Origin of the sequence: Paenarthrobacter sp. NPDC089307, from assembly GCF_040685055.1 — a bacterium.
GTDB lineage: Bacteria > Actinomycetota > Actinomycetes > Actinomycetales > Micrococcaceae > Arthrobacter.
The window spans coordinates 652,110-673,813 of the sequence record NZ_JBFBHE010000002.1 but is presented as its reverse complement, the minus strand read 5'-3'; the positions used below and the strand labels follow the sequence as shown (position 1 = coordinate 673,813).

The following is a 21,704-nucleotide window of genomic DNA, read 5'->3' as shown; positions in this document are numbered from 1 at the left end:
TCCTACTGCCTGCGACGCTGGCGGACTGCGTCCAGCACCAGGACCACTGCGAGCATGAACGCCACGGGCAATCCGTAGAGGGCAGTGGACGTGACCCAAACGGGCGCCGCGCCGCCGTTGTAAGCGACCGCTATGACTGCGGCGACCGCGGCCAAGGAAAGGATGGCGATGGCGACTGTAACGATCATGAGGGGGCGGCGGTAACCCGGGGAAGTCATGCCCTCAACGCTAGCAGCCACCCGGAATAAGTTGCCCGGCGGCTGGCATGACGCTGTTGGTGGGCGGTGCGGGGCCGGACAAAGCGGGATTAGGGGGTCGGGCAGGATAACCTTGAAGGAACAGACCAACACGGACCGGGCTGCCGCCCTCGATCCCGCAGGAACCTGCGGATGCGGTAGTGGCCCGACGTGTCTCCCACAGCAAGAACGAAGAAGGTTGATTACGTGCCTACCGGCAAGGTCAAGTGGTATGACAAGGAAAAAGGCTTCGGCTTCCTCGCGGCTGAAGACGGTCAGGAAGTCTTCCTGCCCAAGACGTCCCTGCCCGCGGGCGTAACCGAGCTTAAGGCCGGTACCCGGGTGGAGTTCGGCGTTGCAGATGGTCGCCGCGGTGCCCAGGCGTTGGGACTTCGCGTCCTTGAGAAGACTCCGTCCATCGCCAAGGCCAAGCGCATGAATGCAAAGGATCTTGCCCCGATGGTGCAGGATCTGGTCACGGTCCTGGATAACCTCTCCGGCTCCTTGTCCTCCGGCAAGTACCCGGATGGCAACAAGGCCAAGGCCATCAGCATGGCGCTGCGCAAGGTTGCCGACGAGCTGGAAGCCTAGGACCGGCCATGACCTCGGAATCCGCACAGGAAACAACTCCGGCAAAGGATGCCCTGGATAACGCCGGGGCAGGTCCTCGTGGTGTCCAGGCTCCTGGCAGCGGGGAAGCTCCCGCGCGGAAGCCCGCAGCCAGCAAGCCGCGTGCCGGGTTGCCGGTGTGGCGCACAGGCAAGCCGGACGCTTTCCTGGCTGCCGCCGTCGATACCGCCAGGGCGGCTGTCGAGGGCATCGCCAAGCCAGGCGAGGTAGGGGCGCACCTTGGCGCGAAATCGGAGGGTGACCGCGTTGTCACCCACCTGTTTGAATCCAAGCTGGCCGGCTACGGCGGCTGGCAGTGGTACGCCGTCGTGACCCGTAACTCGCGCTCCAAGATCGTCACCGTGAGCGAGCTCGGACTGCTGCCTTCCGAGGATTCCATCCTGGCTCCGGAATGGGTGCCGTGGGCCAAGCGCGTTCGTCCAGAGGACGAGACGCCGCTGGTGGAAGAGACCGAAAGCGACGTCTCCGAGGAATCAGTGCAGGCTGCCGAGGATGAAGCCATCAGTCCCTCGGACGATGACGAAGCGGACGAAGCCGAGGCTGAATAGACGTTGCGGAATCCCCGGGTGACTCAATGGAAGGTGGACACTGATGTCCACCTTTAGGTCGCTCGGGATCCTCAACTACCGCATCTGGTTTTTCGGTGCGCTGATATCCAACATCGGAACGTGGATGCAGCGTACTGCCCAGGACTGGCTGGTCTTTGACCACCTGACAGCTCATGACGCCGGCGCCATGGGCATCACCCTGGCCCTGCAACTGGGCCCGCAACTGTTCCTGGCCCCCTGGGCGGGCCTGCTCGCTGACCGGTACAGCCGGCGCAAGCTCCTGTTCGTCACCCTCATAGCCATGGCGCTCCTGAGTACCGGTCTGGGCGTCTTGGTCTTGCTGGGCGTCGCGGAGCTTTGGCACGTGTACGTCTTCGCCCTTCTCCTGGGCATCGTTACGGCCTTGGATGCCCCGGTCCGCCAGACTTTCGTTTCGGAACTGGTCACCGACGACTACCTGTCCAATGCGGTGGCACTGAACAGTGCTTCCTTCAACGTGGCGCGGATGATCGGACCAGCGGTCTCAGGTGTGCTCACGGTGGTTGTGGGTCCGGGCTGGGTCTTCCTTATCAACACCGTTTCCTTTGTCGCCATGCTTGTGGCGCTGAAGCTCATACCGGTCTCGTCCCTTCGCGCCCAACCCCGTGCGGCTGCCGGCAAGGGGCGTATCCGCGAGGGACTGCGGTACGTGCGTAGCAGGCCGGACATCCAGGTGGTCCTGGTCGCGATCTTCATCGTGGGTACGTTCGGCCTCAACTTCCCCTTGTTCATCGCAGCCATGGTGGGTACGCAGTTCGGCATGGATGCCGGCGCTTTCGGCTTGCTGAACTCCGTCATGGCCATAGGCTCAGTGACCGGTGCGCTGCTGGCCGCCCGGCGGGGACGGCCCCGGTTGAGGTTGATCTTTGGGGCAGCGGGTGGCTTCGGACTGGCGAGTGTCCTCGCAGCCCTGGCTCCCAATGCGGTGATGTTCGGCCTGGCACTGGTTCCTTGCGGCTTGTTTGCGCTGACGCTGATCACCAGCGCCAACGGATACGTCCAGTCCACCACCGAGGCCGTCATGCGGGGACGGGTGATGTCCCTCTACATGGCCATCTTTATGGGTGGCACTCCCATTGGAGCGCCCTTTGTGGGGTGGGTGGCCAACGTTGGTGGGCCCCGATGGGCCGTTGGCGTGGCGGCGGTAGCCGGCGTCAGCACCGCCGTCGTGGGCTTGGTGTGGATTGTCCGGGCGAAGCAACTGCGGCTCCGCTTCGACCGCAGGGCCCGCGGCCTTCGGCATTTCCGGGTGGAGTCGCTGCTCGCCACTCATGCTGCTGCCGAGGACGACGGCGGCCCTGGACTGATTCGCTAGGGCGCCTTAAACACGGAAGCCGCCCGGGAATGACCCAGGCGGCTCCGTTCAAAACCGTAGTGGCTACTTCTTCAGTTCGCCCACGACGTAGTCGATGCTGGCGAGCAGGGCCGAGACATCGTCCGGCTCGATGGCCACAAACGTGGCGATGCGCAGTTGGTTGCGGCCAAGCTTGCGGTACGGCTCGGTGTCCACCACTCCGTTGGCCCGCAGGACTTTGGCGATCGCCGCGGCGTCAATCGAATCGTCGAAATCGATCGTGGCGATGACGTTGGAGCGGTCTTCGGGCTTTGCCACGAACGGCGTCGCGTACTCCGAAGCTTCCGCCCACGAGTAGATGCGGTTGGCCGAATCCGCCGTCCGCTTGCTGGCGAAGTCCAGGCCACCGTTGCTGTTCAACCACTGCACCTGTGCGTCCAGCGTTACCAACGTGGACAGGGACGGGGTGTTGTAGGTCTGGTTCAGCTTGGAGTTGTCGATGGCTGTCTGCAGGTCCAGGAAGTCCGGGATCCAGCGGTCGCTGGCCTTGATGCGGGCGGCGCGCTCCAGCGCTGCGGGGGAGAAGAGGCCGAGCCACAGGCCGCCGTCGGAAGCGAAGTTCTTTTGCGGGGCGAAGTAGTAGACGTCCGCCTCCGAGACATCGACGTCCAGGCCGCCGGCAGCGGAGGTGGCATCCACCAGGACCAGCGAACCTTCGTCGGCTCCCTGGACACGCTTGACGGTAGCGGCGACGCCGGTGGACGTTTCGTTCTGCGGCCATGCGTAGACGTCGACGCCGGCTTCAGCCTGTGCCACCGGTCGGGTGCCGGGCTCGGACTTGATGATGGAGGATGCGTCAAGGAAGGGCGCCTTGTTGGTGGCGGCGGCAAACTTGGAGCCGAACTCGCCGAAGGAGAGGTGCTGGGCCTTCTTTTCCACCAGGCCGAAAGCGGCGACGTCCCAGAACGCAGTGGAACCGCCGACACCGAGGACAACCTCATAGCCTTCGGGGGCGCGGAAGAACTGGCTCAGCCCGTCGCGGACCGAACCCACCAGGTTCTTGACCGGTGCCTGCCGGTGGGAGGTGCCCAGGATGGTGGTCGATGCGGCGGACAGAGCCTGGACCTGTTCCGGACGGACCTTGGACGGTCCAGCGCCGAAGCGTCCGTCTTTCGGCAAGAGGTCGGCAGGTATGGTGATGCTGTTGTCGCTCACGTGTGGCTCCAAAGGGTATCGGCTCAAGATGGGTCGTGGCAGGTGGCGTCAACTGCCCCTTCGACACCCCAATTCTGCCTGACGAGGCCCGCGCTCAGGAACCTGCGGTTGTCATAGTCCGCCACGTGGAACGCGGACGGACAGGATGCGACCGGAATGCGGGCGGAATTATCCGGAGTAACTCTAAATAAGCTAGGCTTGGGGTTGGCGTTCATGGGATCGCGGTGGCACAGCCCACCCCGGCAAGGGACGCGGTACGGTGGAGATCACGCAAGAAACTGCGTTCGAGGAGAGCTGAGCTGGATGACGGATCTGATCGATACCACTGAGATGTATCTTCGGACCATTTTGGAGCTTGAAGAAGAGAACATCGTGGCTCTCAGGGCCCGCATTGCTGAACGCCTGCGGCACTCCGGACCCACGGTTTCCCAGACCATCGGCCGGATGGAGCGCGATGGCCTGGTAATCGTCTCCAACGACCGCCACCTGGAACTGACTGAGATGGGCCGAAAGCGTGCCACCGAAGTCATGCGCAAGCACCGCTTGGCCGAGCGCCTCCTGGCTGACGTTATCGGTCTCGATTGGGCCTACGTGCACGATGAAGCGTGCCGTTGGGAACACGTGATGAGCGAACGCGTCGAACGCCGGCTCTACGAACTCCTTGAACACCCCACTGAGTCTCCCTACGGAAATCCCATCCCTGGACTGGAAGCGCTGGGTGGCCTGACCGGCCAGCAATTCCCCAGGATCGATGTCAACCTCCTGCAGGCAATGGACGGCTACGCCTCCGACTCCCGGGTGGTGGTTACCCGGCTGGCCGAGCCCATCCAGGTGGAGCCCGAACTCCTTACCCAGTTGGACGAGGGCGGAATCCGGCCCGGCGCGCCGGTGTCCCTTGAACGCGTCGGCGAATACATCTCCGTTCGCGTGCCTGGCATTGAAGGGGCCTTGGAGCTGCCTCCCGAAGTTGCAGCGCACGTCTTCGTGTCCCTGAACTGACCACCTGCTCGGCAGCGTCAATCCCTCGTGTCAAACCTCACTTTTTGTGCTGCGGCGCGTGTGTGACCTGCGGTTTTCGGAGAATGGTGATAAGGGCCTGCGGCCGCACGCGTATTCCTGTTGATAACGAATTTATTACCAAGGGCCTTAATCCCCTATAGTTATCTACTAGCGCCGATACCAAAGCGTTACCTGATCCGGAGCCGAGCTCTGCCAGCGGATCGGGTGAACCACCACTACTGGCAGAGGCGGGGGAACCACAAGCGGCTGTCTAAAGAAGCAGCCTTGGGGTGAAGTCCGCAGCAGAAGTGCCCACTGACGCATGTTCCTCTTGGGATACCTGTGTGCCGTGAGCGCCTCGTGCGGACCGGGTCTTTGAACTCTCTGACCCGAATCCGACAGCTAACTTCGCAGGCTTTTCAGAGAGGAACAGAGTTTGACATCGCAGAACGTCAGGGGCCGCCGCCGCGCGTCCGGCCCCGCTACTGAGCTGCGGCCAGCCCGCGTCGTATCGGAGATCCGGCCCCGCGACACCGAACGCCAGGTGCGCCGCCGTAAGAGCCCGTTGCGCCAGGTTGCCGACTTCGCCGCAGCAAGTGGCGTCGGGCAGAAAGCCGGAGTGGCGCTTGCCGCCACCGGCCTTGCCCTGACTGTCGGACTGCCCGCCACCAGCCCGGTCATGGCCACATCGGAATCGGGCCAGACCGAGTCTGCCCTCTCCGTTGCGGGCGCCGTAGGCAGCCAGCCCGAGGTCTCCGCGGCAGCATCAGCCAAAATCGACTTCAGCCGTGCAGCCGTCGCTACCGCAGCGGACCCCGACGGAAAGCTGAAGCAACTGCTCAGCGCCCAGTCTGCAGGCAGCATCCAGCGCGATTCTTCCGCCGGCACCCTGGGCAGCCCCCTCGACTCCCTGGTGACCGCGTCTCCTTTCGGCTACCGCGTCAGCCCACTCACTGGCGGCACCGGTGACTTCCACCGCGGCCAGGACTTCGTTGCCCAGTGCGGTACCGCCGTCCACGCGGCCGCAGCCGGCAAAGTGACTTTCGCCGGGTGGCACGAGTACGGCGGAGGCAACCGCGTGGTCGTGGACCACGGCAATGGCCTCGAGACCACGTACAACCACCTGTCGTCCTTCAACGTCCAGGTAGGCCAGACGGTCAACCGCGGCGACACCGTAGCCCTGAGTGGCACCACTGGCGCGTCCACGGGTTGCCACCTGCACTTTGAGGTCCAGGTCAACGGCGAGGTCGTTGACCCCATGGGCTGGCTCTAAGCCACGTGATGGTGCCCTCTCGCATTGATGACGGGCCTCGTGACCTGAATGTGACATTCGCTTTCAATTGTTATAACCTTCAGAGCGCATCGGCTTTTTAGGGGGCCGGTGCACTTGAGTGGATTGCCTAGCTCTGCCACCACTCGAGTTCCGTTCGCAAAAATCGTCTGGCAGGGGCGGGGGAACCACTTCTGGTCTTCATCTGAAGGCCTTGGGGTTAAGTCGCAAAGTTTCCCGTGAAGCAGCGCGGCCGGATGACTCCCATCCGAATCCGACAGCTCACCTCGCAGGCATTGGGAGAGGCTACCTACGTGTCATCACGCACTACCCCTGCGCGCCACCGCGCTGAAACGGTTCGTACGAACCCGTTGAACACTCTTTCGAAAGCTGTTTCTTCGAACGCCGGTACCGTAGGCCGCCAGGCCGCCGTGCTGGCAGCAGCCTCGGGCCTCGTCCTCACTGTCGGATTGCCGGCCCACGCCGCTGACACCGATGTTTCCACGTCGGAGGTCTCCAGCACCCAGCAGCTGGCCGCAACCGCAGTGGTCACCGCAGAGCCGACAGCCACCGTTTCCTTCGAGAGCCCGACCGTGGCCACCCAGGAAGCCCCCAAGATCGTCCAGCGTGCGGCCCAAGTCACCGAGCGTGCTGCTGACGACGCCACCGCGCTCACGGCCCAGTCCTCCGAAGCCAAGGAATCCGCCTCAAGCGCTGCAGCCTCCGGGCTTGCTGCCATCGCCTACACCGGAATCGGTTCGCCCTACGTTTGGGGCGGCACCACTCCCAACGGCTGGGACTGCTCCGGTTTCACCCAGTGGGTCTACGCCCAGGCCGGCATCAGCATCCCCCGCGTCAATGCCTGGACGGCGATGAAGCCCACCAGCACCCCCCAGCCTGGTGACCTGGTCATGCAGAACGGCGGTGCGCACGTTGGCATCTACGTTGGCAACGGCATGATGATCAGCGCCTTGAACCCCAGCCAGGGAACCCTGCTGCACTCCGTGGCTTCCACCGGCACGTCTTCGTTCTTCACCCTCCGCTAAAACAACCCGATTCGGGGCCCGCTGGCCTACCCCTGCCAGCTGACCCACTACCCGTGGGTACCCCAACTGCCTCCGGATACGAAAGAGAAAAACAATGACCAGTGCAAACAAAGTTGCACGGCACCGCGCTGAGGCCCCCAAGACCAGCTCGCTTGCCGTCATCGCAAAGGCTGTCACCGCTAACGCCGGTGGCGTCGGCCGTCAGGCAGCAGTCATCGCCGCCGCATCAGGTTTGGTGCTGACAAGCGGTATCGCCGCCAATGCTGCTGAATCCAACGTGGACCGCGAATCGACGTCGACGACCGCCCTGGATGTCCAGTCGGTTGCCCAGGCCACCATCGCCGCTGATTCCACGGTTGCCATCTCTTACGAGCGCCCCGTTGTCACCACGGTGGAAGCTCCGGCACCCGTGGTTGAAGAAGCTCCGGCAAAGGTTGAGGCCAAGGCCTCCAAGACCACCACGGCTCCGGCCACCAATGCCAATGTGGCAGTAAGCGCCGCCACCCCGGCGCCTGCCGCTCCGGCTGCTTCCAGCGGACTCGGCGCAGCCATTGCCGCTGCCGCCTACGCCCAGCTCGGCGTGACGCAGGACTGCACCATGCTGGTGACCAACTCCCTGGCAGCCGTCGGCATCCACTTCCACGACTGGCCGGCCGGTTACCTCTCCCTGGGCCGCACCGTCAGTGCAGCTGAAGCACAGCCCGGCGACCTCGCTTACTACGCCAACGGCGGTTTGGCCGGACAGGCCCACATTGCTGTATACGTTGGCAACGGCATGGCAGTCCACGGTGGATGGAACGGATCCACCACGGCACTGTTCAGCGTCAACGTCGGCTCCGGACCGGTATTCATCCGCGTCAACGGCTAGCCATTAGCTCCCAGGAACACCCCGCAGGCCCAGGCCGGCGGGGTGTTCTGCTTTAACCAGGTGTGAACTTTTGCGGACACTGTGAGCGAAACGACAAATAAATTCGTTGATACGGCATATAAGTGCTTACTCTTGTGTTGTCGATCCACAGCCCGTACATGCAGAGGGCAGCCGGCCCTCGTGCCCCTGACGGGTGCGGCCGTGAAGAGGTACGTGCATGCGCACACTCGTTCTGAATGCTGGATATGAACCGCTGGCGGTTATTACCTTCCGCCGGGCGCTGGTCCTTGTGCTCACTGGGAAAGCTAGCGTAGTGGCCGAAGGCGACGAGCCTGTCGTCGGGCCACAGGAGATTCTCGGACGCCCCTCCGTGATCCTCCTCAACCGCTACATCCGTCCCAAGTACAACAGGATCACTGCCGTGAGCCGCCGCGGGGTTCTTCGCCGCGACGGACACCGTTGCGCCTATTGCGGGAAAACAGCCCACACCATAGACCACGTCCACCCCAAATCCAGGGGCGGCGCGGATTCCTGGGAAAACCTGGTTGCGGCGTGCTTGAAATGCAACAACGCCAAGAGCGACCATACATTGGCCGAAATGGGCTGGAAGCTCCGTTTCAAACCCGGTGTGCCCCAGGGGACCATGTGGCAGATCAAAGAACTCGAGAAACCTGCGCCGGACTGGGACCCGTTCCTGTTGCCGGAATCCGCTGCCTGATCGATTTCCATTGACCTCCGCCCGTCCGGGTACTCTGGGCGGATGGAGTTCAACGCCGTGATATTGGCGGGTGGCAGGGCCACCCGCCTCGGTGGCGTGCCCAAGCCGACATTGGAGTACGACGGCGGCACCCTCCTTTCGCGTGCACTGCAGGCGGCACGTGGTGCGGAAGCTGTGGTTGTGGTGGGTCCGGACGTTTACGGTGATGCACTGCCCGACGCAGTCCTGATGGCGCGTGAGGAGCCAGCCTTCGCAGGGCCAGCCGCGGCAATCGAGGCCGGCTTGGCCGCCCTCAAAGCCGCCGGATCGAGGTGCGATTGGACGCTGGTTCTGGCTTGCGATATGCCCAAGGCCTCGGAGGGAGTCAGCCGCTTGTGGGAGGCACTCGCGGTGCATCCCGCCATGGAAGGGTCCGCGGTGGAAGGGGTCATGGCGGTGTCTGCCGATGGCCGCAAACAACCCTTGCTGGGGGTTTACAGCACCGTCGCCTTGGAACGGGAAGTGGAGTTGGCTTCGCGGGGCTCCGGCGTGTCGCAAGGTTCAGCGTTAACGAACTCTTCAGTGTTCAAGCTGCTTGCTAGGCTGAACCTGCTGGAGGTTGACGTCCCCGCAGGCTCTACGGACGATGTGGATACGTGGGAAGACGCCGCGGCCCTGGGTATTGACTACAAGTTGGAGGCGGACGTGAAGAGCCAGGAAGAGACGCTCGAGGATTGGTGCCGCACGCTGCTGCAGGCGTTTGAGCTTGAGGGCGTGGATGTGGACATCAACGAGGTACTTGCTGTGGCAGGAGTGGCCGCGCATTCGGTGGTCCGACCCGCCGCGCCGCTGACTACCTTCATTGCCGGGTATGCCGCCGGAATGGCCCGCGGTATTGGCCAGGCCAGCGATGACGCCTCAATGAACGCTGCCCTGGAACTGGCAAGGAAAATAGCCAAGGAGTACTCGGAATCCGGGACTGACGCCGAATGACGGAGGCCCCCGGCGAGGGCCACCACGCGGCGCACACATGGCAGGAGGCCCGGCAGCGAGCGTTCGATGCCGCCACTCCCATACCGCCGGGCCCGGTTCCGCTGAAGGCAGCGCTTGGCCGCACATTGGCTTCGGATGCGTTGGCGATACAGGACATGCCCCACTACGCCTCCTCCGCCATGGACGGCTGGGCAATAAATGGAAGCGGCCCATGGATCCTCAGTGAGCCTGGCCTGAGGCTGGCACCCCACCAGGCGTGCCCGATTGTCACCGGCGGCCTGGTTCCTCCTGGTACCAAGGCGGTTTTGCGCAGCGAAAGCGGTGTCATCACGACGGACGACGACGGCCTGCCGGTTCTCGCGCTGGGCGGCGCCGCCAAGCCGGGGGAGCCCCGTAACGGCCAGCACATCCGTAAAGCTGCCGAAGAGGCCGCCGAAGGTGACGTCCTGCTCAAGGCGGGGACCCTGCTGAACCCTGCACACATCGCCCTCGCGGCTCTCGCCGGCCTGGACCATCTGGACGTCCTTGGGAAACCTTTGGTCCGGTTCCTCTTGACCGGTTCGGAGGTAGTGGAGCGGGGGATACCGCAGCCGGGACAGGTCAGGGACACCTTTGGGCCGCAACTGGGCGCGGTGGTGGAACTCCTGGGCGGTATTGCAGGGGAACAACTCCGGGTCGGCGACAACTACGAGGAATGGATGGGAGCGCTCCAGGACACGGAGCCGGCACCGGGGGAACCGGAGGCAGAAGCGGAGCCGCCTGCCGACGTCGTCATTACTACTGGTGGAACGGGGCGGTCCGGTACGGACCATTTCAGGAGGGCTGTGGCCGAACTTGGGGGCCGCCTGCTGATTGATGGCATTGCCATGCGGCCTGGGCATCCGGCTGTCCTTGCCGAGTTGCCGGATGGGCGTTTCGTGGTGGGGCTGCCCGGCAACCCCTTGGCCGCGATGATGGCTTTGTTCACTGTGGGTGGACCGTTGCTGGCAGCGCTGGGCCACGGGCGACTGGAAGCAACAAACGAAGTTCCCTGCGGCACCACCATCGACGCCGATCCGGGGCGGACACGGCTGATGCCCTTCAAGGTGGTGTACGGCCTGGCGTCGCCGGCCCAGCACACGGGGCCGGGCATGATGCGCGGACTGGCTGGTGCTGACGGAGTGATGGTGGTACCTCCGCACGGGGTCCAGTTGGGTGAGCCGGTGGCTGCCTTCGCGTTGCCGTGGGGAAAGCCGCTGCCCGTGCCGAAGCCGGCCGGGGACAAGCCGCGGAAAGCGCCAGCCCGGACCCAGCGCAAGGCGCCCGCAGGTCCCGTGGATTGGAGTGGGCTGGACGCCTGAGGCAGGCTGGCTGCAACGGCAGCAGGCCCCTGCAAGATGCAATGATGGACTCATGAACAGGCATGCCCCCGAACAGGACATCAATGAAGATGACCTGCAGATCCACCCGCCCAAACGAGCCGCAGCCGGCGTCAAAGCCGTCACTGTCGCCCTCGAACGCGGGTACGCCCAAGCCGGCGTAACCCGCACGGTCCGATCCATGTTGCGGGTCAACCAGCACGATGGCTTCGACTGCCCGGGCTGCGCGTGGCCCGAATCCATTACCGGCAGGCGGAGCCCCGCGGAGTTCTGCGAGAACGGTGCCAAGGCGATCGCCGAGGAAAGCACTACCCGGACTGTTGGCGCGGAGTTCTGGGCCGGGCATTCGATCGCAGAGCTCGAGAACAAGACCGAATACTGGCTGGGCAGCCAAGGCCGTATCTCCGAGCCCGTGGTCATCAGGCCGGGGGACACGCACTATTCCCCGATCAGCTGGACCGAGGCATTCGCCCTGATCGGCGAGCACATCAACGCCACTACGCCTGATAAGTGCGTGTTCTACACTTCCGGCAGGACGGCCAACGAGACCGCGTTCATGTACCAGCTGTTCGCACGCAGCCTGGGCACCAACAACCTGCCGGACTGCTCCAACATGTGCCACGAGTCCTCCGGAAGCGCGCTGAACCCCACCATCGGAATCGGCAAGGGAACAGTGTCCTTGGAGGACATCCACCACTCTGAGCTGGTACTGGTGGTAGGCCAGAACCCGGGAACCAACCACCCGAGGATGCTGTCCGCCCTGCGCGACTGCAAGAACAACGGCGGCAAAGTGGTGGCAGTGAACCCCTTGCCCGAGGCAGGGCTCCTGAACTTCAAGGACCCCCAGTCGCTCAACGGCGTGATCGGCGGCGGAACCACCATCGCGGACGAGTTCCTGCAGATCAAGGTCGGTGGCGACCTGGCGCTGTTCCAGGCCCTTGGCCACCTGCTCCTGGAGGAAGAGAAGCGTAACCCGGGTACCGTCGTCGACCATTCCTTTATTGAGCAGCAGACCGAAGGGTTCGCCGCATACAAGGAAGCACGCTCGGTGCTGGACTGGGACCAAACGGAACGTGCCACCGGCCTCTCGCGTGCGGACATCACCAAGGTGGCGGCAATGATGGCTGCCTCGAAGGCTACGATCATCTGCTGGGCCCTCGGACTGACGCAGCAGCCGCACTCGGTGGACACCCTGCGGGAGATCATCAACCTGCTCCTGCTGCAGGGCAACTTCGGCAAGCGCGGCGCAGGCGCCTGTCCGGTCCGTGGCCACTCCAACGTGCAGGGCGACCGCACCATGGGCATCTGGGAGAAGCCCAAGGAGTCCTTCCTGGCCGCACTGGACAAGGAATTCGGCTTCCGCATGCCCCGGGACCATGGCTACGACTCCGTGGAGACCCAGCACGCCCTGGAGAAGGGCGAGGTGGACGTATTCGTTTCCATGGGCGGGAACTTCGCCGCCGCAGGTTCGGACACTGCAGCGCTGGAGGAGGGCCTGAAGAAGGCCGGGTTGACGGTCCACATTTCCACCAAACCCAACCGCGCCCATATTGTGCACGGCAAGACCTCGCTGATACTTCCCACGCTGGGCCGGACCGACACGGACGACAAGCACCCCAAGGGAAAACAGTTCCTATCGGTGGAAGACTCCATGTCCGTTATCCACAAGACGCAAGGACGGCTGGAACCGGTCTCCGAGCACCTGCTCAGTGAGCCGGTCATTGTGGCGCGGATGGCCCAGGCAACGTTGGGTGACAACCACAGCGTGGACTGGCGGGCCATGGCAGAGGACTATGACGTGATCCGGGACCATATTTCCCGTGTCATCCCCGGCTTTGAGGACTTCAATGCCCGCGTCCGCACCAAGAACGGGTTTGTGCTGCCCAATCCTCCCCGTGACAGCCGCACCTTCGCCACGGACATCGGCAAGGGCAGGTTCTCCGTGCGGCCGCTGGAGTACCTCGAAGCTCCCGACGGCCACCTGATCCTGCAAACCGTGCGAAGCCATGACCAGTACAACACCACCTTCTATGGGCTGGATGACCGGTACCGAGGGGTCTCGGATGGACGGCGGGTGATCCTCGTCCACCCCGAGGACCTCACGGAACTCGGGTTCAAGGACCGCGACCTTGTGGATGTCATTTCCACGTTCGCCGGGACGGAGCGGCGGGCCAACAGGTTCCGGCTCATCGGGTATCCAACAGCCAAGGGCTGCGCTGCGGCGTACTTCCCCGAAGCCAATGCCCTGGTACACCGCGAGCTTGTGGCGCGCGAATCAAACACCCCCGGCTACAAGGCCATGACTGTGCGCTTTGTTAACCATGAGGAGAACGGATCCTGATGTGGGACGCGTGACGCAGCGCCGCAAGGTGCACAAGTTTGTCCTGGACGGTTCACCGCAGGCCTTGGAGCATCCTGTCCGGTTAAAGGAAGACGTCCTTGCCGTTGAGGAGCCCTTGGAGATCCGGCTCGGGGACATGTCGTTCTCCGTGACCATGCGGACGCCGGGAGACGACTTTGACCTGGTGGCCGGCTTCCTGGTCTCGGAAGGGATCGTGTGGGAGCCTTCACAGCTGATTTCCGAGCGCTTCTGCTCAGGCGAGGACGAGAACGGAGTGCAGACCTTCAACGTGGTGGATGCGCAACTCCGCCCGGACGTGAAACGCCCAGATACAGGCAGGAACGTGTACACCTCCAGCTCCTGCGGCATCTGCGGTACTGACTCCATCGAGGCCGTTCGCAAGTCGTCGCACCACAGCCCCGTGGAGGACGATGTCACCATTCCCGTCGGGGCGCTCGCCGCCCTGCCGGACCGGCTTCGCGAGGCGCAGGCCGTGTTCGACAAGACAGGCGGCGTCCACGCTGCCGGACTTTTCAGGATCCACGACGACGGCACCACCGAGTTGCTGTGCCTCCGGGAAGACGTCGGCCGCCATAACGCGGTGGACAAGGTGGTGGGCTGGGCCCTCCGGGCCGGCAAGCTGCCTTTGCGGGGCACAGTGCTGCAGGTTTCAGGGCGGGCCTCTTTTGAACTGGTGCAGAAGGCTGCCATGGCGGGGATCCCCGTCCTGGCAGCTGTAAGCGCACCGTCCAGCCTCGCCGCCGAGCTGGCTGCCGAATCCGGCATCACGCTTGTTGGCTTCAGCCGCGGTTCGAGCCTCAATGTGTACGCCGGCCGCGAAAGGATCGCAGAGCTGCCCGGCTGAGGCAGGCGGCTGTGGATATCGTCAGGTCACTTGGCTATTGGCCGCGGACGCCGTAGATTTTATCCATCGATTGGAACCGCGGCGACAAGCACTAAACGCCGTGCCCGCCCAGTACGCTGGGTCCGGTCATCAGCCTTGCCACCCAGTCAACGCCCAAAGGGGAAATAATTGCACGACGACCGCCGGATCACTGAACAGCGTCTCGACCGATTCGTTCGCGACCGCATTCTTCCGGCCATTTACGGCAGGGCGATACCGCTTCAACTCAGCAGCTGGGATGCTCCGGGGGAGCCCGTCCCGGCGGCTGAAGCGATGCGCCAGCTCTTCACCCCGCAGGAACAGGGCGCGGCGTGGGGAAAGGCCTGGAGCACCAAGTGGTTGCGGCTGCAGGGCGAGGTTCCGCAGGACTGGGGCATGTCGGATGCCACTGCCGTGGAGATCATCGTGGACCTCGGCTTCAACAGCGACGTTCCGGGATTCCAGTGCGAAGGAACTGCCTGGCGCGCCGATGGCAGCATCATCAAAGCCATCTCTCCAAGGAACTACCACGTCCCCCTCAAGCTTCTTGGTGGAGGGCAGTCCGTCGATTTCTACGTAGAGGCCGCAGCAAACCCCGATGTTGCCCAGGGCTGGTCCTTTGCCCCCACTCCGCTCGGGGACAAGGCCACCTCCGGTGACGAGCCGCGCTACCGTCTGGGCCGGATCGCCATCGCAGAGCTCAACGAGACCGTCTGGGAGCTCAACCAGGACATCTGGACCCTCAGCGGCTTGATGCATGAACTGTCCACGGAGATGCCCCGGCGCCACGAGATCCTGCGTGCGCTCGAACGCATGCTGGACATCATGGACCCGGACGACGTCGCGGGAACAGCCGCGGCCGGGCGCGAAGCGCTGAAGGAGGTCCTGGGCCGCCCTGCTTATGCCTCTGCCCATGAACTCCTGGCCACGGGCCACGCCCACATCGACTCCGCGTGGCTGTGGCCGGTCCGGGAAACCATCCGCAAGTGTGCCCGGACCTTCTCCAACGTAGTGGCCCTCATGGATGAGGATCCGGACTTTGTCTTTTCCTGCTCCTCGGCGCAGCAGATGGCCTGGATGAAGGAGTTCTTCCCGGAGCTTTTCGTCCGCATCCGCGAGAAAGTGAAGGCCGGCCAGTTCGTCCCCGTGGGTGGCATGTGGGTGGAATCGGACACGAACATGCCCGGCGGCGAGGCCATGGCACGGCAGTTCGTGGAGGGCAAGAGCTTCTTCCTCAAAGAGTTCGACATCGAATGCCAGGAAGCCTGGCTACCCGACTCCTTCGGCTATTCAGGTGCCATCCCGCAGATCGTCAAGGAAGCCGGTTCCCGGTGGTTCCTGACGCAGAAGATCTCGTGGAACAAGGTCAACCGCATGCCGCACCACACGTTTACGTGGGAGGGTATCGATGGCACCCGGCTGTTCACCCACTTCCCGCCCGTAGACACGTATAACGCCGAACTTCACGGCCGCGAACTGGCGCACGCAGAGCGCAATTACCGCGATCATGGCCGCGGAACCATGTCGCTGGTCCCGTTCGGCTACGGCGACGGCGGCGGGGGACCAACGCGGGAAATGGTGGCTGCCGCGCATCGCACCGCAGACCTTGAGGGCTCGCCCAAGGTCCGCATGGGCACCGCCAGGGACTTCTTCACCAAGGCCGAGGCCGAGTACACCAACCTTCCTGTCTGGGTGGGGGAGATGTACCTGGAGATGCACCGTGGGACGTACACGAGCCAGGCCAAGACAAAGAAGGGCAACCGGCGCAGCGAACACCTGCTTCGCGAAGCGGAGTTGTGGTGCTCCACCGCTGCCGTCCGTCTTGGAGCGGACTACACGTATCCCAAAGACGAGTTGAAGCGGCTTTGGCGCCTGGTGCTGCTCCAGCAGTTCCACGACATCCTGCCGGGCAGCTCCATCGCGTGGGTCCACCAGGATGCCGAGGGGAACTATGAAGCGATCTCCCGCGACCTGGAGCGGATCATCGAGCACGCTGCCCAAGCGTTGGTAGGGGCAGGCAATACCGAATACTTCCTCAATGCCGCTCCGCACCAACGCAGTGGCGTCCCCGCCCTGGGGATCGCCGAGGCCGTGAACCCCGGTTCCGGTGTCCAGGTTGGGCAGTCCGGCGGCGGCTTCGTGCTGGACAACGGGCTGGTCCGGGTTGTGGTGGGCGCAAACGGCCTGCTGACCTCCGTGATGGACCACGCCAGCGGCAGGGAGGCCATCGCTCCCGGGCAGGCCGGCAACCTGCTGGAACTCTTCCGGGACACGCCCAACGAATGGGACGCCTGGGACATCGAAGAGTTCTACCGCCGCAACGTCACCCCGCTGACCCGCGCCGAAGCCGTCGACCTCGAGCGTACGCCGAACGGCGTCGTCGTGGTGGTCAAGCGCGCGGTGGGTGCCTCCACCATCACGCAACGCCTGACGCTCGACGCCGGTGCCGCCTCCTTGGGGATCTCCACGAGCGTGGACTGGCAGGAGCGGGAAAAGATGCTGAAGATCGCCTTCCCGCTCGATGTCCGGGCGGACCGCTCCGCCTCCGAGACGCAGTTCGGCCACGTCTTCAGGCCCACCCACACGAACACCTCCTGGGAAGCGGCAAAGTTCGAGATCTGCGCCCACCGGTGGATCCACGTCGCCGAACCCGGCTACGGGGTGGCCATCAGCAACGCCTCCAGCTACGGGCACGACGTCACCAGGGCAGTACGCGAAGACGGCGGAACCACGACGACGGTGCGCACCTCGCTGCTGCGCTCCGCGCGGTTCCCTGATCCCGAAGCGGACCGGGGCGAGCACACCCTGGAACTTTCCATCAGGCCAGGGGCCGCGATTGCCGACGCCGTGGAAGAGGGCTACCGCACCAACCTGAAGCCGCGCTTCGTCACGGGAGGGCATCCCGTTGAACCGTTGGTTTCTGTATCCAACCCGGCGATCGTGGTGGAAGCCGTGAAGCTGGCCGAGGACGGTTCAGGGGATGTTGTGGTGAGACTGTACGAATCCCTGGGAGAGCGTTCAGCGGCCTCGGTAAAGCCAGGCTTCGACGCACGCGGCGTGGTGGCCACGGACCTGCTTGAACGGACCGTGGAAGCTCCGGGTGTGACCGTGGAGGGCCAGTCCGCCAAGCTTGTGCTCCGGCCGTTCCAATTGGTGACGCTGCGCTTCGCCCGCTAGGGGGAATGGCGGGCGCTCCAGCTTAAACGTCGTGCTGGAGCCGTTTGACGAAGAGCTTTGTCCGCTCCTGCCGGGGTGCGCGCAGCACCTCGACAGCAGGACCGCGCTCCACCACGACGCCGCCGTCCATGAAGATGACCTCATCGGCCACGTGCTGGGCGAAGGCGAGTTCGTGGGTCACGATCACCATGGTCCAGCCTTCTTCGGCCAGTTCCTTGATCACGCCCAGGACATCGCCCACAAGCTCAGGATCCAAGGCTGACGTGGGCTCGTCGAACAGCAACAACTGCGGTTTCAGTGCCAGTGCACGCACGATTCCCACGCGCTGCTGCTGGCCGCCGGAGAGCTCAAAGGGGTAGGCGTCGCGTTTGTCAGCCAGGCCCACGCGCTCCAGCAGGCGTTCGGCCTCGGCGATCGCTTCCGCCTTGGGGCGCTTCTGTACCTGCACCGGTCCCTCAATGACATTCTTGAGCACCGTCATGTGGGGGAACAGGTTGTAGTGCTGGAAAACCATGGCGCTGCGGTCCCGCAGTGCGGCAACGTCCTTCTTGCCGACCTTGGACCCGAAATCGATGGCAAGCCCGCTTGAGGCATCGCCACTGCCGAAGGTGACCGTACCGGCGTCGGGAATTTCCAGGCCGTTAAGTGAGCGCAGGACCGTGGTCTTACCGGAGCCCGAAGGCCCGATCAGGGCCACGACCTGGCCACGGCGGATATCGATATCGATGTCCCGCAGGACTGTGTTGCTGCCGAAGGCCTTGGCGAGGTTCCGCGCCTCCAGGACCATGTTTGACGGATCAGTGGGCGACATAGCGGTCCAATCTCCTCTCCACCGCCGATTGCGCAGTGGAAAGAACCAGGCAGATGACCCAGTAGACCAAGGCCGCCTGCAGGTACAGGGCCATGAACTCCTGGCTGAAGGCGGCGATCTGCTGGGCATTCCGGAACAGTTCGGTGACCAGGATCAGTGATGCGAGGGACGTGTCCTTCACCAGGGAGATGAAGGTGTTGGACAATGGCGGCACGGAAACCCGCGCGGCCTGCGGCAGGATGATCCGCACCAGGGTCTGGCGGTTGGACATCCCGATGGTGTGGCCCGCTTCCCATTGGCCCTTGGGCACTGACAGGATCGCAGCGCGGATGATCTCGGCGGCGTAACCGCCCACGTTCAGCGAGAAAGCGATGATGGCGCTGGGCCACGGATCAAGCCGCACACCGATGCTGGGCAGGCCAAAGAAGATGACGAACAACTGCACCAGAAGGGGCGTGCCACGGATGACCGAGACGTAGAAGCGGCCGATTCCGGACAGCAGCCAGTTCGGGCTCAACCGCATCAGAGCCACCACCAGGGCCAGCAACAGGCCAAACGCGAAGGAGGCCAGCGTCAAGGGGATGGTCCCCGTTACGGCTCCGGTGATGAGCGGTCCGAAGGAACTCCAGATGAGGTCCCAGTTCATCTATTTGGTGACGTCCGCGCCGAAGTACTTGTCGGAGATCTTCGCCAGCGTTCCGTCAGCACGGAGGTCTTCCAAGGCCTTGTCCACAGCCTTGGTGAGTTCGCTGGATCCCTTGCGGAATACCAAGGCGCTCTCGGTCTTGTCCGGCGCTTCGGCTGCTACCTTCAAGCCGGAGTCAGGGGTGGTCTTGGCGTAGTCCAGGTAGGTGAGTTTGTCATTGACTGTGGCGTCGACGCGTCCCTGCTGGACAAGGGTGGCGGACTGGGCCCAGCCTTCAACCGCCTGGACGTTCGCGCCGGCCTCAACGGCCATCTTGTAGAAGTTGCTGGTAAGGGACTGTGCGGTGGTCTTGCCCTTGAGATCAGCGAAGCTGTTGATGCTGGAGTTGTCCGACTTGGTCACCACCACGCCGGTGGAGATGGTGTAAGGGGTGGAGAACTCGTACTTGGCCTTGCGCTCATCGTTGATGGAGATCTGGTTGGCGATCGTGTCGAAGCGCTTGGCATCGAGGCCCGCGAAGATGCCGTCGAACTGGGTTTCCTGGAAGGACGCCTTGACGCCGAGCTTCCCGGCTACAGCCTTTGCAATCTCGACGTCGAACCCGGTGAGGTCGCCGGCTCCTTCAGCATGGAAGCTGAACGGGCGGTAGGTTCCCTCAGTGGCGATGACCAGTTCACCCTTGGACTTCACGTCCGAGAGCGAGGTGTCGCCACCGGACTGTGCCGGTGCTGACCCGCCACCGCAAGCGGAAAGGGCGAGGGCTGCAGAAGCCAAGGTGACGGCAAGGATGGAACGACGGGTACGGAGGCTGTTCATGGAGCCATCTTAGTCACCGGAATGAACGCGTACGGCGGTGGACACCGGCGCCGGGTAAAAGTGCGTTAAAAAGGCTGAGTGGGGGCGGTCCCCAACAGCCCGCCACCACTCATCCCCCCAATTGTGATCATGTGGGCGCCACGTCCACCGGAAACCCGTTCTCTGATTCCGGTGTCAGGCTGCAACCTCATTCACACATTCATGATTGTGCCACGATCTAATGCTTTTGTGAAAGTCTTACGCCGAGAGACGTTGTTTTCGACGCGCGAAAGCTTTCGAGAACCAGATGCCGGCCAATCCGATGCACGTGAACAAGGCCGCCGAGTAGTTGATCAGCACACGCAGCCAAGCCTCCGAAAAAGGAATCAGCGGAAAAAGCTGGGACAACAAAAGCAACGAAAGTCCCAAAAGCAGCAGCCCCGAGGCGACGCGCAGCAGCACGGGCGCCTGGCTGGCCACGGTGCGCCAGATGGCAGGAACCAGGCAGGCGGCAACGAACCCTGGATAGAAGCGGCCCATGAACGCATAAGCCTCCAGTGAAGGCCCCCACACCAGCCCGCTCATTCCGGCCGACGAGCCCCGGGTGTCGGTGATGAGGAAAAAGTAGATCGTCAGCAAAGCCACGATCACGGCAACCGTGATGCCGATTGGACCACGGATGGCGCGCACGGCTGATCGGGAGCCGAAAGCCGCAGCGATCTTGATGCCCATGAAGAAGAACGTGGCATACAGGAGGAAGCGCAGAATGAGGTTGCCGATGTTCATCCCGCCCAGCCAGCCGTCAATGACGAGGTAGGGAGCTTCTATGCTGATGAAAATACTCAGCGAGATCAGCGAAAAAATATAGAAGACCACGCGGTTCTCTCCGCGCAGCGCGCTCGGAATCCGTGCGATGGTGATCGCGAGGCAAACTACCAGCGTGACCCAGGGCAGGACAGCCGTCATCCGAGGTTCTCCCAAATTCGTTCAGTTCGTTCGTGGTCTTGTTCTTGGCGGCGAAGGGTCTTTCCCAAGGCCAGCAGCCGCTCACCGGCAAGGGTCACCAGTGCGCTCTGGGACATCCTGTCCAAAGCCTCGCGGCGGGCGTTGGGTGGCCATCCGGCTTCGGCTTCGGTGATCAGCCCTCCGGCCACCAGCCCTCCCGCGGGCCCGACGCCGGCCGCACGGGACGTGGCGATCGCCAGTTCCGGTGGAAGCCGGTTGGCGGTCAGGTGCGCCGAAAAATTCTGGGGAGCAATGCCGGTGGTGGCGCTGACCCGGTGCCGCAACTCGCCGTCGTCGATTGCGTCCACCCAGTTGCGCACCGACGTAGGGTGCGGTGGTTCCGAAAGGGGAGCCGCGGGCGCGGAGCCGGGCTCGCTGCGTTCCACCACGGCCCGCAGGAGGTCGATGGTGGCAACCTGGCTCACCAGTTCGCAGCCGGTCGGCGGAACAGGCTCGCCCCGGAGATCGGAGTACAGCTCAAAAGTGGACAGCTCCTGCACGGGGTTGAGGTTGAATCCCCGGCTGATACTGACCAGTGTGGACTCGGCCACCTTGCCACGGACCAGCTGTTGGGCCAGGGTTGTTCGCTTGATGCCGGCGATCCTGCAGACGTCCGCCGTGCTGGCTTCGGGCGCAACGCCGTGTAGCCAGCGCTGGAACGCCTTGGACGGTAAGGGCATGGGGAACTCTCTGTGATGTGACGCGCGGCATACCAACAAGGTGCGGTAAGTGGGAGTACAGATCGATTTTACGCCGACGCCACATTGAATTATGCTTGATGATTGAACCCGCTGGTCCGTACACCCCCCAAGTCCGGACCAGCGGGTTTTTCCATGCCCGCGGGAATCGCGGC

At 63.7% G+C, this 21,704-nt stretch carries 20 protein-coding genes and 2 riboswitches; of the genes, 13 read left to right on the top strand and 7 right to left on the bottom strand.

The features are described from left to right. Positions 1 to 2: 2 nt before the first annotated feature. The gene (locus AB0N72_RS06970) at positions 3 to 218 is read right to left on the bottom strand and encodes a hypothetical protein (protein WP_363930235.1); all 216 of its coding nucleotides are present in this window, start codon (positions 216 to 218) and stop codon (positions 3 to 5) included. A 225-nt stretch (positions 219 to 443) separates the two neighbouring features. On the opposite strand from AB0N72_RS06970, the gene AB0N72_RS06965 reads away from it, so the two are divergent. Genes AB0N72_RS06965 through AB0N72_RS06955 form a run of 3 tightly spaced genes read left to right on the top strand, consistent with a single transcriptional unit; the run spans position 444 to position 2,768 of the window. Next, complete coding sequence (locus tag AB0N72_RS06965) at positions 444 to 827, top strand: cold-shock protein (RefSeq protein WP_090820714.1); 384 nt, start codon at positions 444 to 446, stop codon at positions 825 to 827. Between the two features lie 8 nt (positions 828 to 835). Beyond that, a complete protein-coding gene (locus AB0N72_RS06960; protein WP_363930234.1) occupies positions 836 to 1,414 on the top strand; it encodes a DUF3027 domain-containing protein in 579 nt (192 codons plus the stop codon). 43 nt (positions 1,415 to 1,457) lie between these two features. Then, positions 1,458 to 2,768, top strand: coding sequence for an MFS transporter (locus AB0N72_RS06955; RefSeq protein WP_363930233.1), 1,311 nt, complete (start codon positions 1,458 to 1,460; stop codon positions 2,766 to 2,768). Positions 2,769 to 2,831: 63 nt separating this feature from the next. Here the strand turns inward: AB0N72_RS06955 and serC are convergent, their stop codons facing one another. Further along, positions 2,832 to 3,962 carry a phosphoserine transaminase gene (gene serC / locus AB0N72_RS06950; protein WP_363930231.1) on the bottom strand — a complete coding sequence of 377 codons (1,131 nt, stop codon included), beginning with the start codon at positions 3,960 to 3,962 and terminating at the stop codon, positions 2,832 to 2,834. A 303-nt stretch (positions 3,963 to 4,265) separates the two neighbouring features. Here serC and AB0N72_RS06945 point away from each other — a divergent pair, with 303 nt between their 5' ends. The 10 genes from AB0N72_RS06945 to AB0N72_RS06900 all read left to right on the top strand — a co-directional run bounded on the left by AB0N72_RS06945 (position 4,266) and on the right by AB0N72_RS06900 (position 17,594). Then, the gene (locus AB0N72_RS06945) at positions 4,266 to 4,961 is read left to right on the top strand and encodes a metal-dependent transcriptional regulator (RefSeq protein WP_363930230.1); all 696 of its coding nucleotides are present in this window, start codon (positions 4,266 to 4,268) and stop codon (positions 4,959 to 4,961) included. A gap of 191 nt (positions 4,962 to 5,152) precedes the next feature. Then, a riboswitch (cyclic di-AMP (ydaO/yuaA leader) is annotated at positions 5,153 to 5,393 on the top strand. A 4-nt stretch (positions 5,394 to 5,397) separates the two neighbouring features. Continuing rightward, positions 5,398 to 6,234 (top strand): M23 family metallopeptidase, encoded by an 837-nt coding sequence (locus tag AB0N72_RS06940; RefSeq protein WP_363930229.1) that lies wholly within the window; start codon positions 5,398 to 5,400, stop codon positions 6,232 to 6,234. 138 nt (positions 6,235 to 6,372) lie between these two features. Then, positions 6,373 to 6,541: riboswitch (cyclic di-AMP (ydaO/yuaA leader) on the top strand. A 4-nt stretch (positions 6,542 to 6,545) separates the two neighbouring features. After that, complete coding sequence (locus AB0N72_RS06935; RefSeq protein WP_363930228.1) at positions 6,546 to 7,277, top strand: C40 family peptidase; 732 nt, start codon at positions 6,546 to 6,548, stop codon at positions 7,275 to 7,277. 94 nt (positions 7,278 to 7,371) lie between these two features. After that, a complete protein-coding gene (locus AB0N72_RS06930) occupies positions 7,372 to 8,145 on the top strand; it encodes an NlpC/P60 family protein (RefSeq protein WP_363930227.1) in 774 nt (257 codons plus the stop codon). Between the two features lie 217 nt (positions 8,146 to 8,362). Beyond that, entirely contained in the window at positions 8,363 to 8,863 is a 501-nt protein-coding gene (locus tag AB0N72_RS06925) for an HNH endonuclease (RefSeq protein WP_144662688.1), read from the top strand. A 42-nt stretch (positions 8,864 to 8,905) separates the two neighbouring features. Then, a complete protein-coding gene (locus tag AB0N72_RS06920) occupies positions 8,906 to 9,835 on the top strand; it encodes an NTP transferase domain-containing protein (RefSeq protein WP_363930226.1) in 930 nt (309 codons plus the stop codon). Further along, positions 9,832 to 11,175 carry a molybdopterin molybdotransferase MoeA gene (locus AB0N72_RS06915; RefSeq protein WP_363930225.1) on the top strand — a complete coding sequence of 448 codons (1,344 nt, stop codon included), beginning with the start codon at positions 9,832 to 9,834 and terminating at the stop codon, positions 11,173 to 11,175. Before AB0N72_RS06920 ends, AB0N72_RS06915 begins: the two co-directional genes overlap by 4 nt. Before the next feature lie 52 nt (positions 11,176 to 11,227). After that, positions 11,228 to 13,534 (top strand): FdhF/YdeP family oxidoreductase, encoded by a 2,307-nt coding sequence (locus AB0N72_RS06910; RefSeq protein WP_363930224.1) that lies wholly within the window; start codon positions 11,228 to 11,230, stop codon positions 13,532 to 13,534. 1 nt (position 13,535) lies between these two features. Next, positions 13,536 to 14,399: a formate dehydrogenase accessory sulfurtransferase FdhD gene (gene fdhD / locus AB0N72_RS06905; RefSeq protein ID WP_363930223.1), complete on the top strand. Its 864-nt coding sequence runs from the start codon at positions 13,536 to 13,538 to the stop codon at positions 14,397 to 14,399. A 168-nt stretch (positions 14,400 to 14,567) separates the two neighbouring features. Beyond that, positions 14,568 to 17,594 carry a glycoside hydrolase family 38 C-terminal domain-containing protein gene (locus AB0N72_RS06900; RefSeq protein WP_363930222.1) on the top strand — a complete coding sequence of 1,009 codons (3,027 nt, stop codon included), beginning with the start codon at positions 14,568 to 14,570 and terminating at the stop codon, positions 17,592 to 17,594. Positions 17,595 to 17,616: 22 nt separating this feature from the next. Here AB0N72_RS06900 and AB0N72_RS06895 read toward each other — a convergent pair whose 3' ends face one another. From AB0N72_RS06895 to AB0N72_RS06875, 5 genes are all read right to left on the bottom strand, one after another. After that, a complete protein-coding gene (locus tag AB0N72_RS06895) occupies positions 17,617 to 18,405 on the bottom strand; it encodes an amino acid ABC transporter ATP-binding protein (protein ID WP_363930221.1) in 789 nt (262 codons plus the stop codon). Beyond that, on the bottom strand, positions 18,392 to 19,051 hold the full coding sequence (locus tag AB0N72_RS06890; protein ID WP_363930220.1) for an amino acid ABC transporter permease: 660 nt from the start codon (positions 19,049 to 19,051) through the stop codon (positions 18,392 to 18,394). The genes AB0N72_RS06895 and AB0N72_RS06890 overlap by 14 nt, the downstream gene beginning before the upstream one ends. Beyond that, positions 19,052 to 19,867, bottom strand: a complete 816-nt coding sequence (locus AB0N72_RS06885) for an amino acid ABC transporter substrate-binding protein (RefSeq protein ID WP_363930219.1) — start codon at positions 19,865 to 19,867, stop codon at positions 19,052 to 19,054. Positions 19,868 to 20,104: 237 nt separating this feature from the next. Beyond that, complete coding sequence (locus tag AB0N72_RS06880) at positions 20,105 to 20,812, bottom strand: hypothetical protein (protein WP_363930218.1); 708 nt, start codon at positions 20,810 to 20,812, stop codon at positions 20,105 to 20,107. Continuing rightward, positions 20,809 to 21,531, bottom strand: coding sequence for a hypothetical protein (locus AB0N72_RS06875; RefSeq protein ID WP_363930217.1), 723 nt, complete (start codon positions 21,529 to 21,531; stop codon positions 20,809 to 20,811). The genes AB0N72_RS06880 and AB0N72_RS06875 overlap by 4 nt, the downstream gene beginning before the upstream one ends. Positions 21,532 to 21,704: the final 173 nt, after the last annotated feature.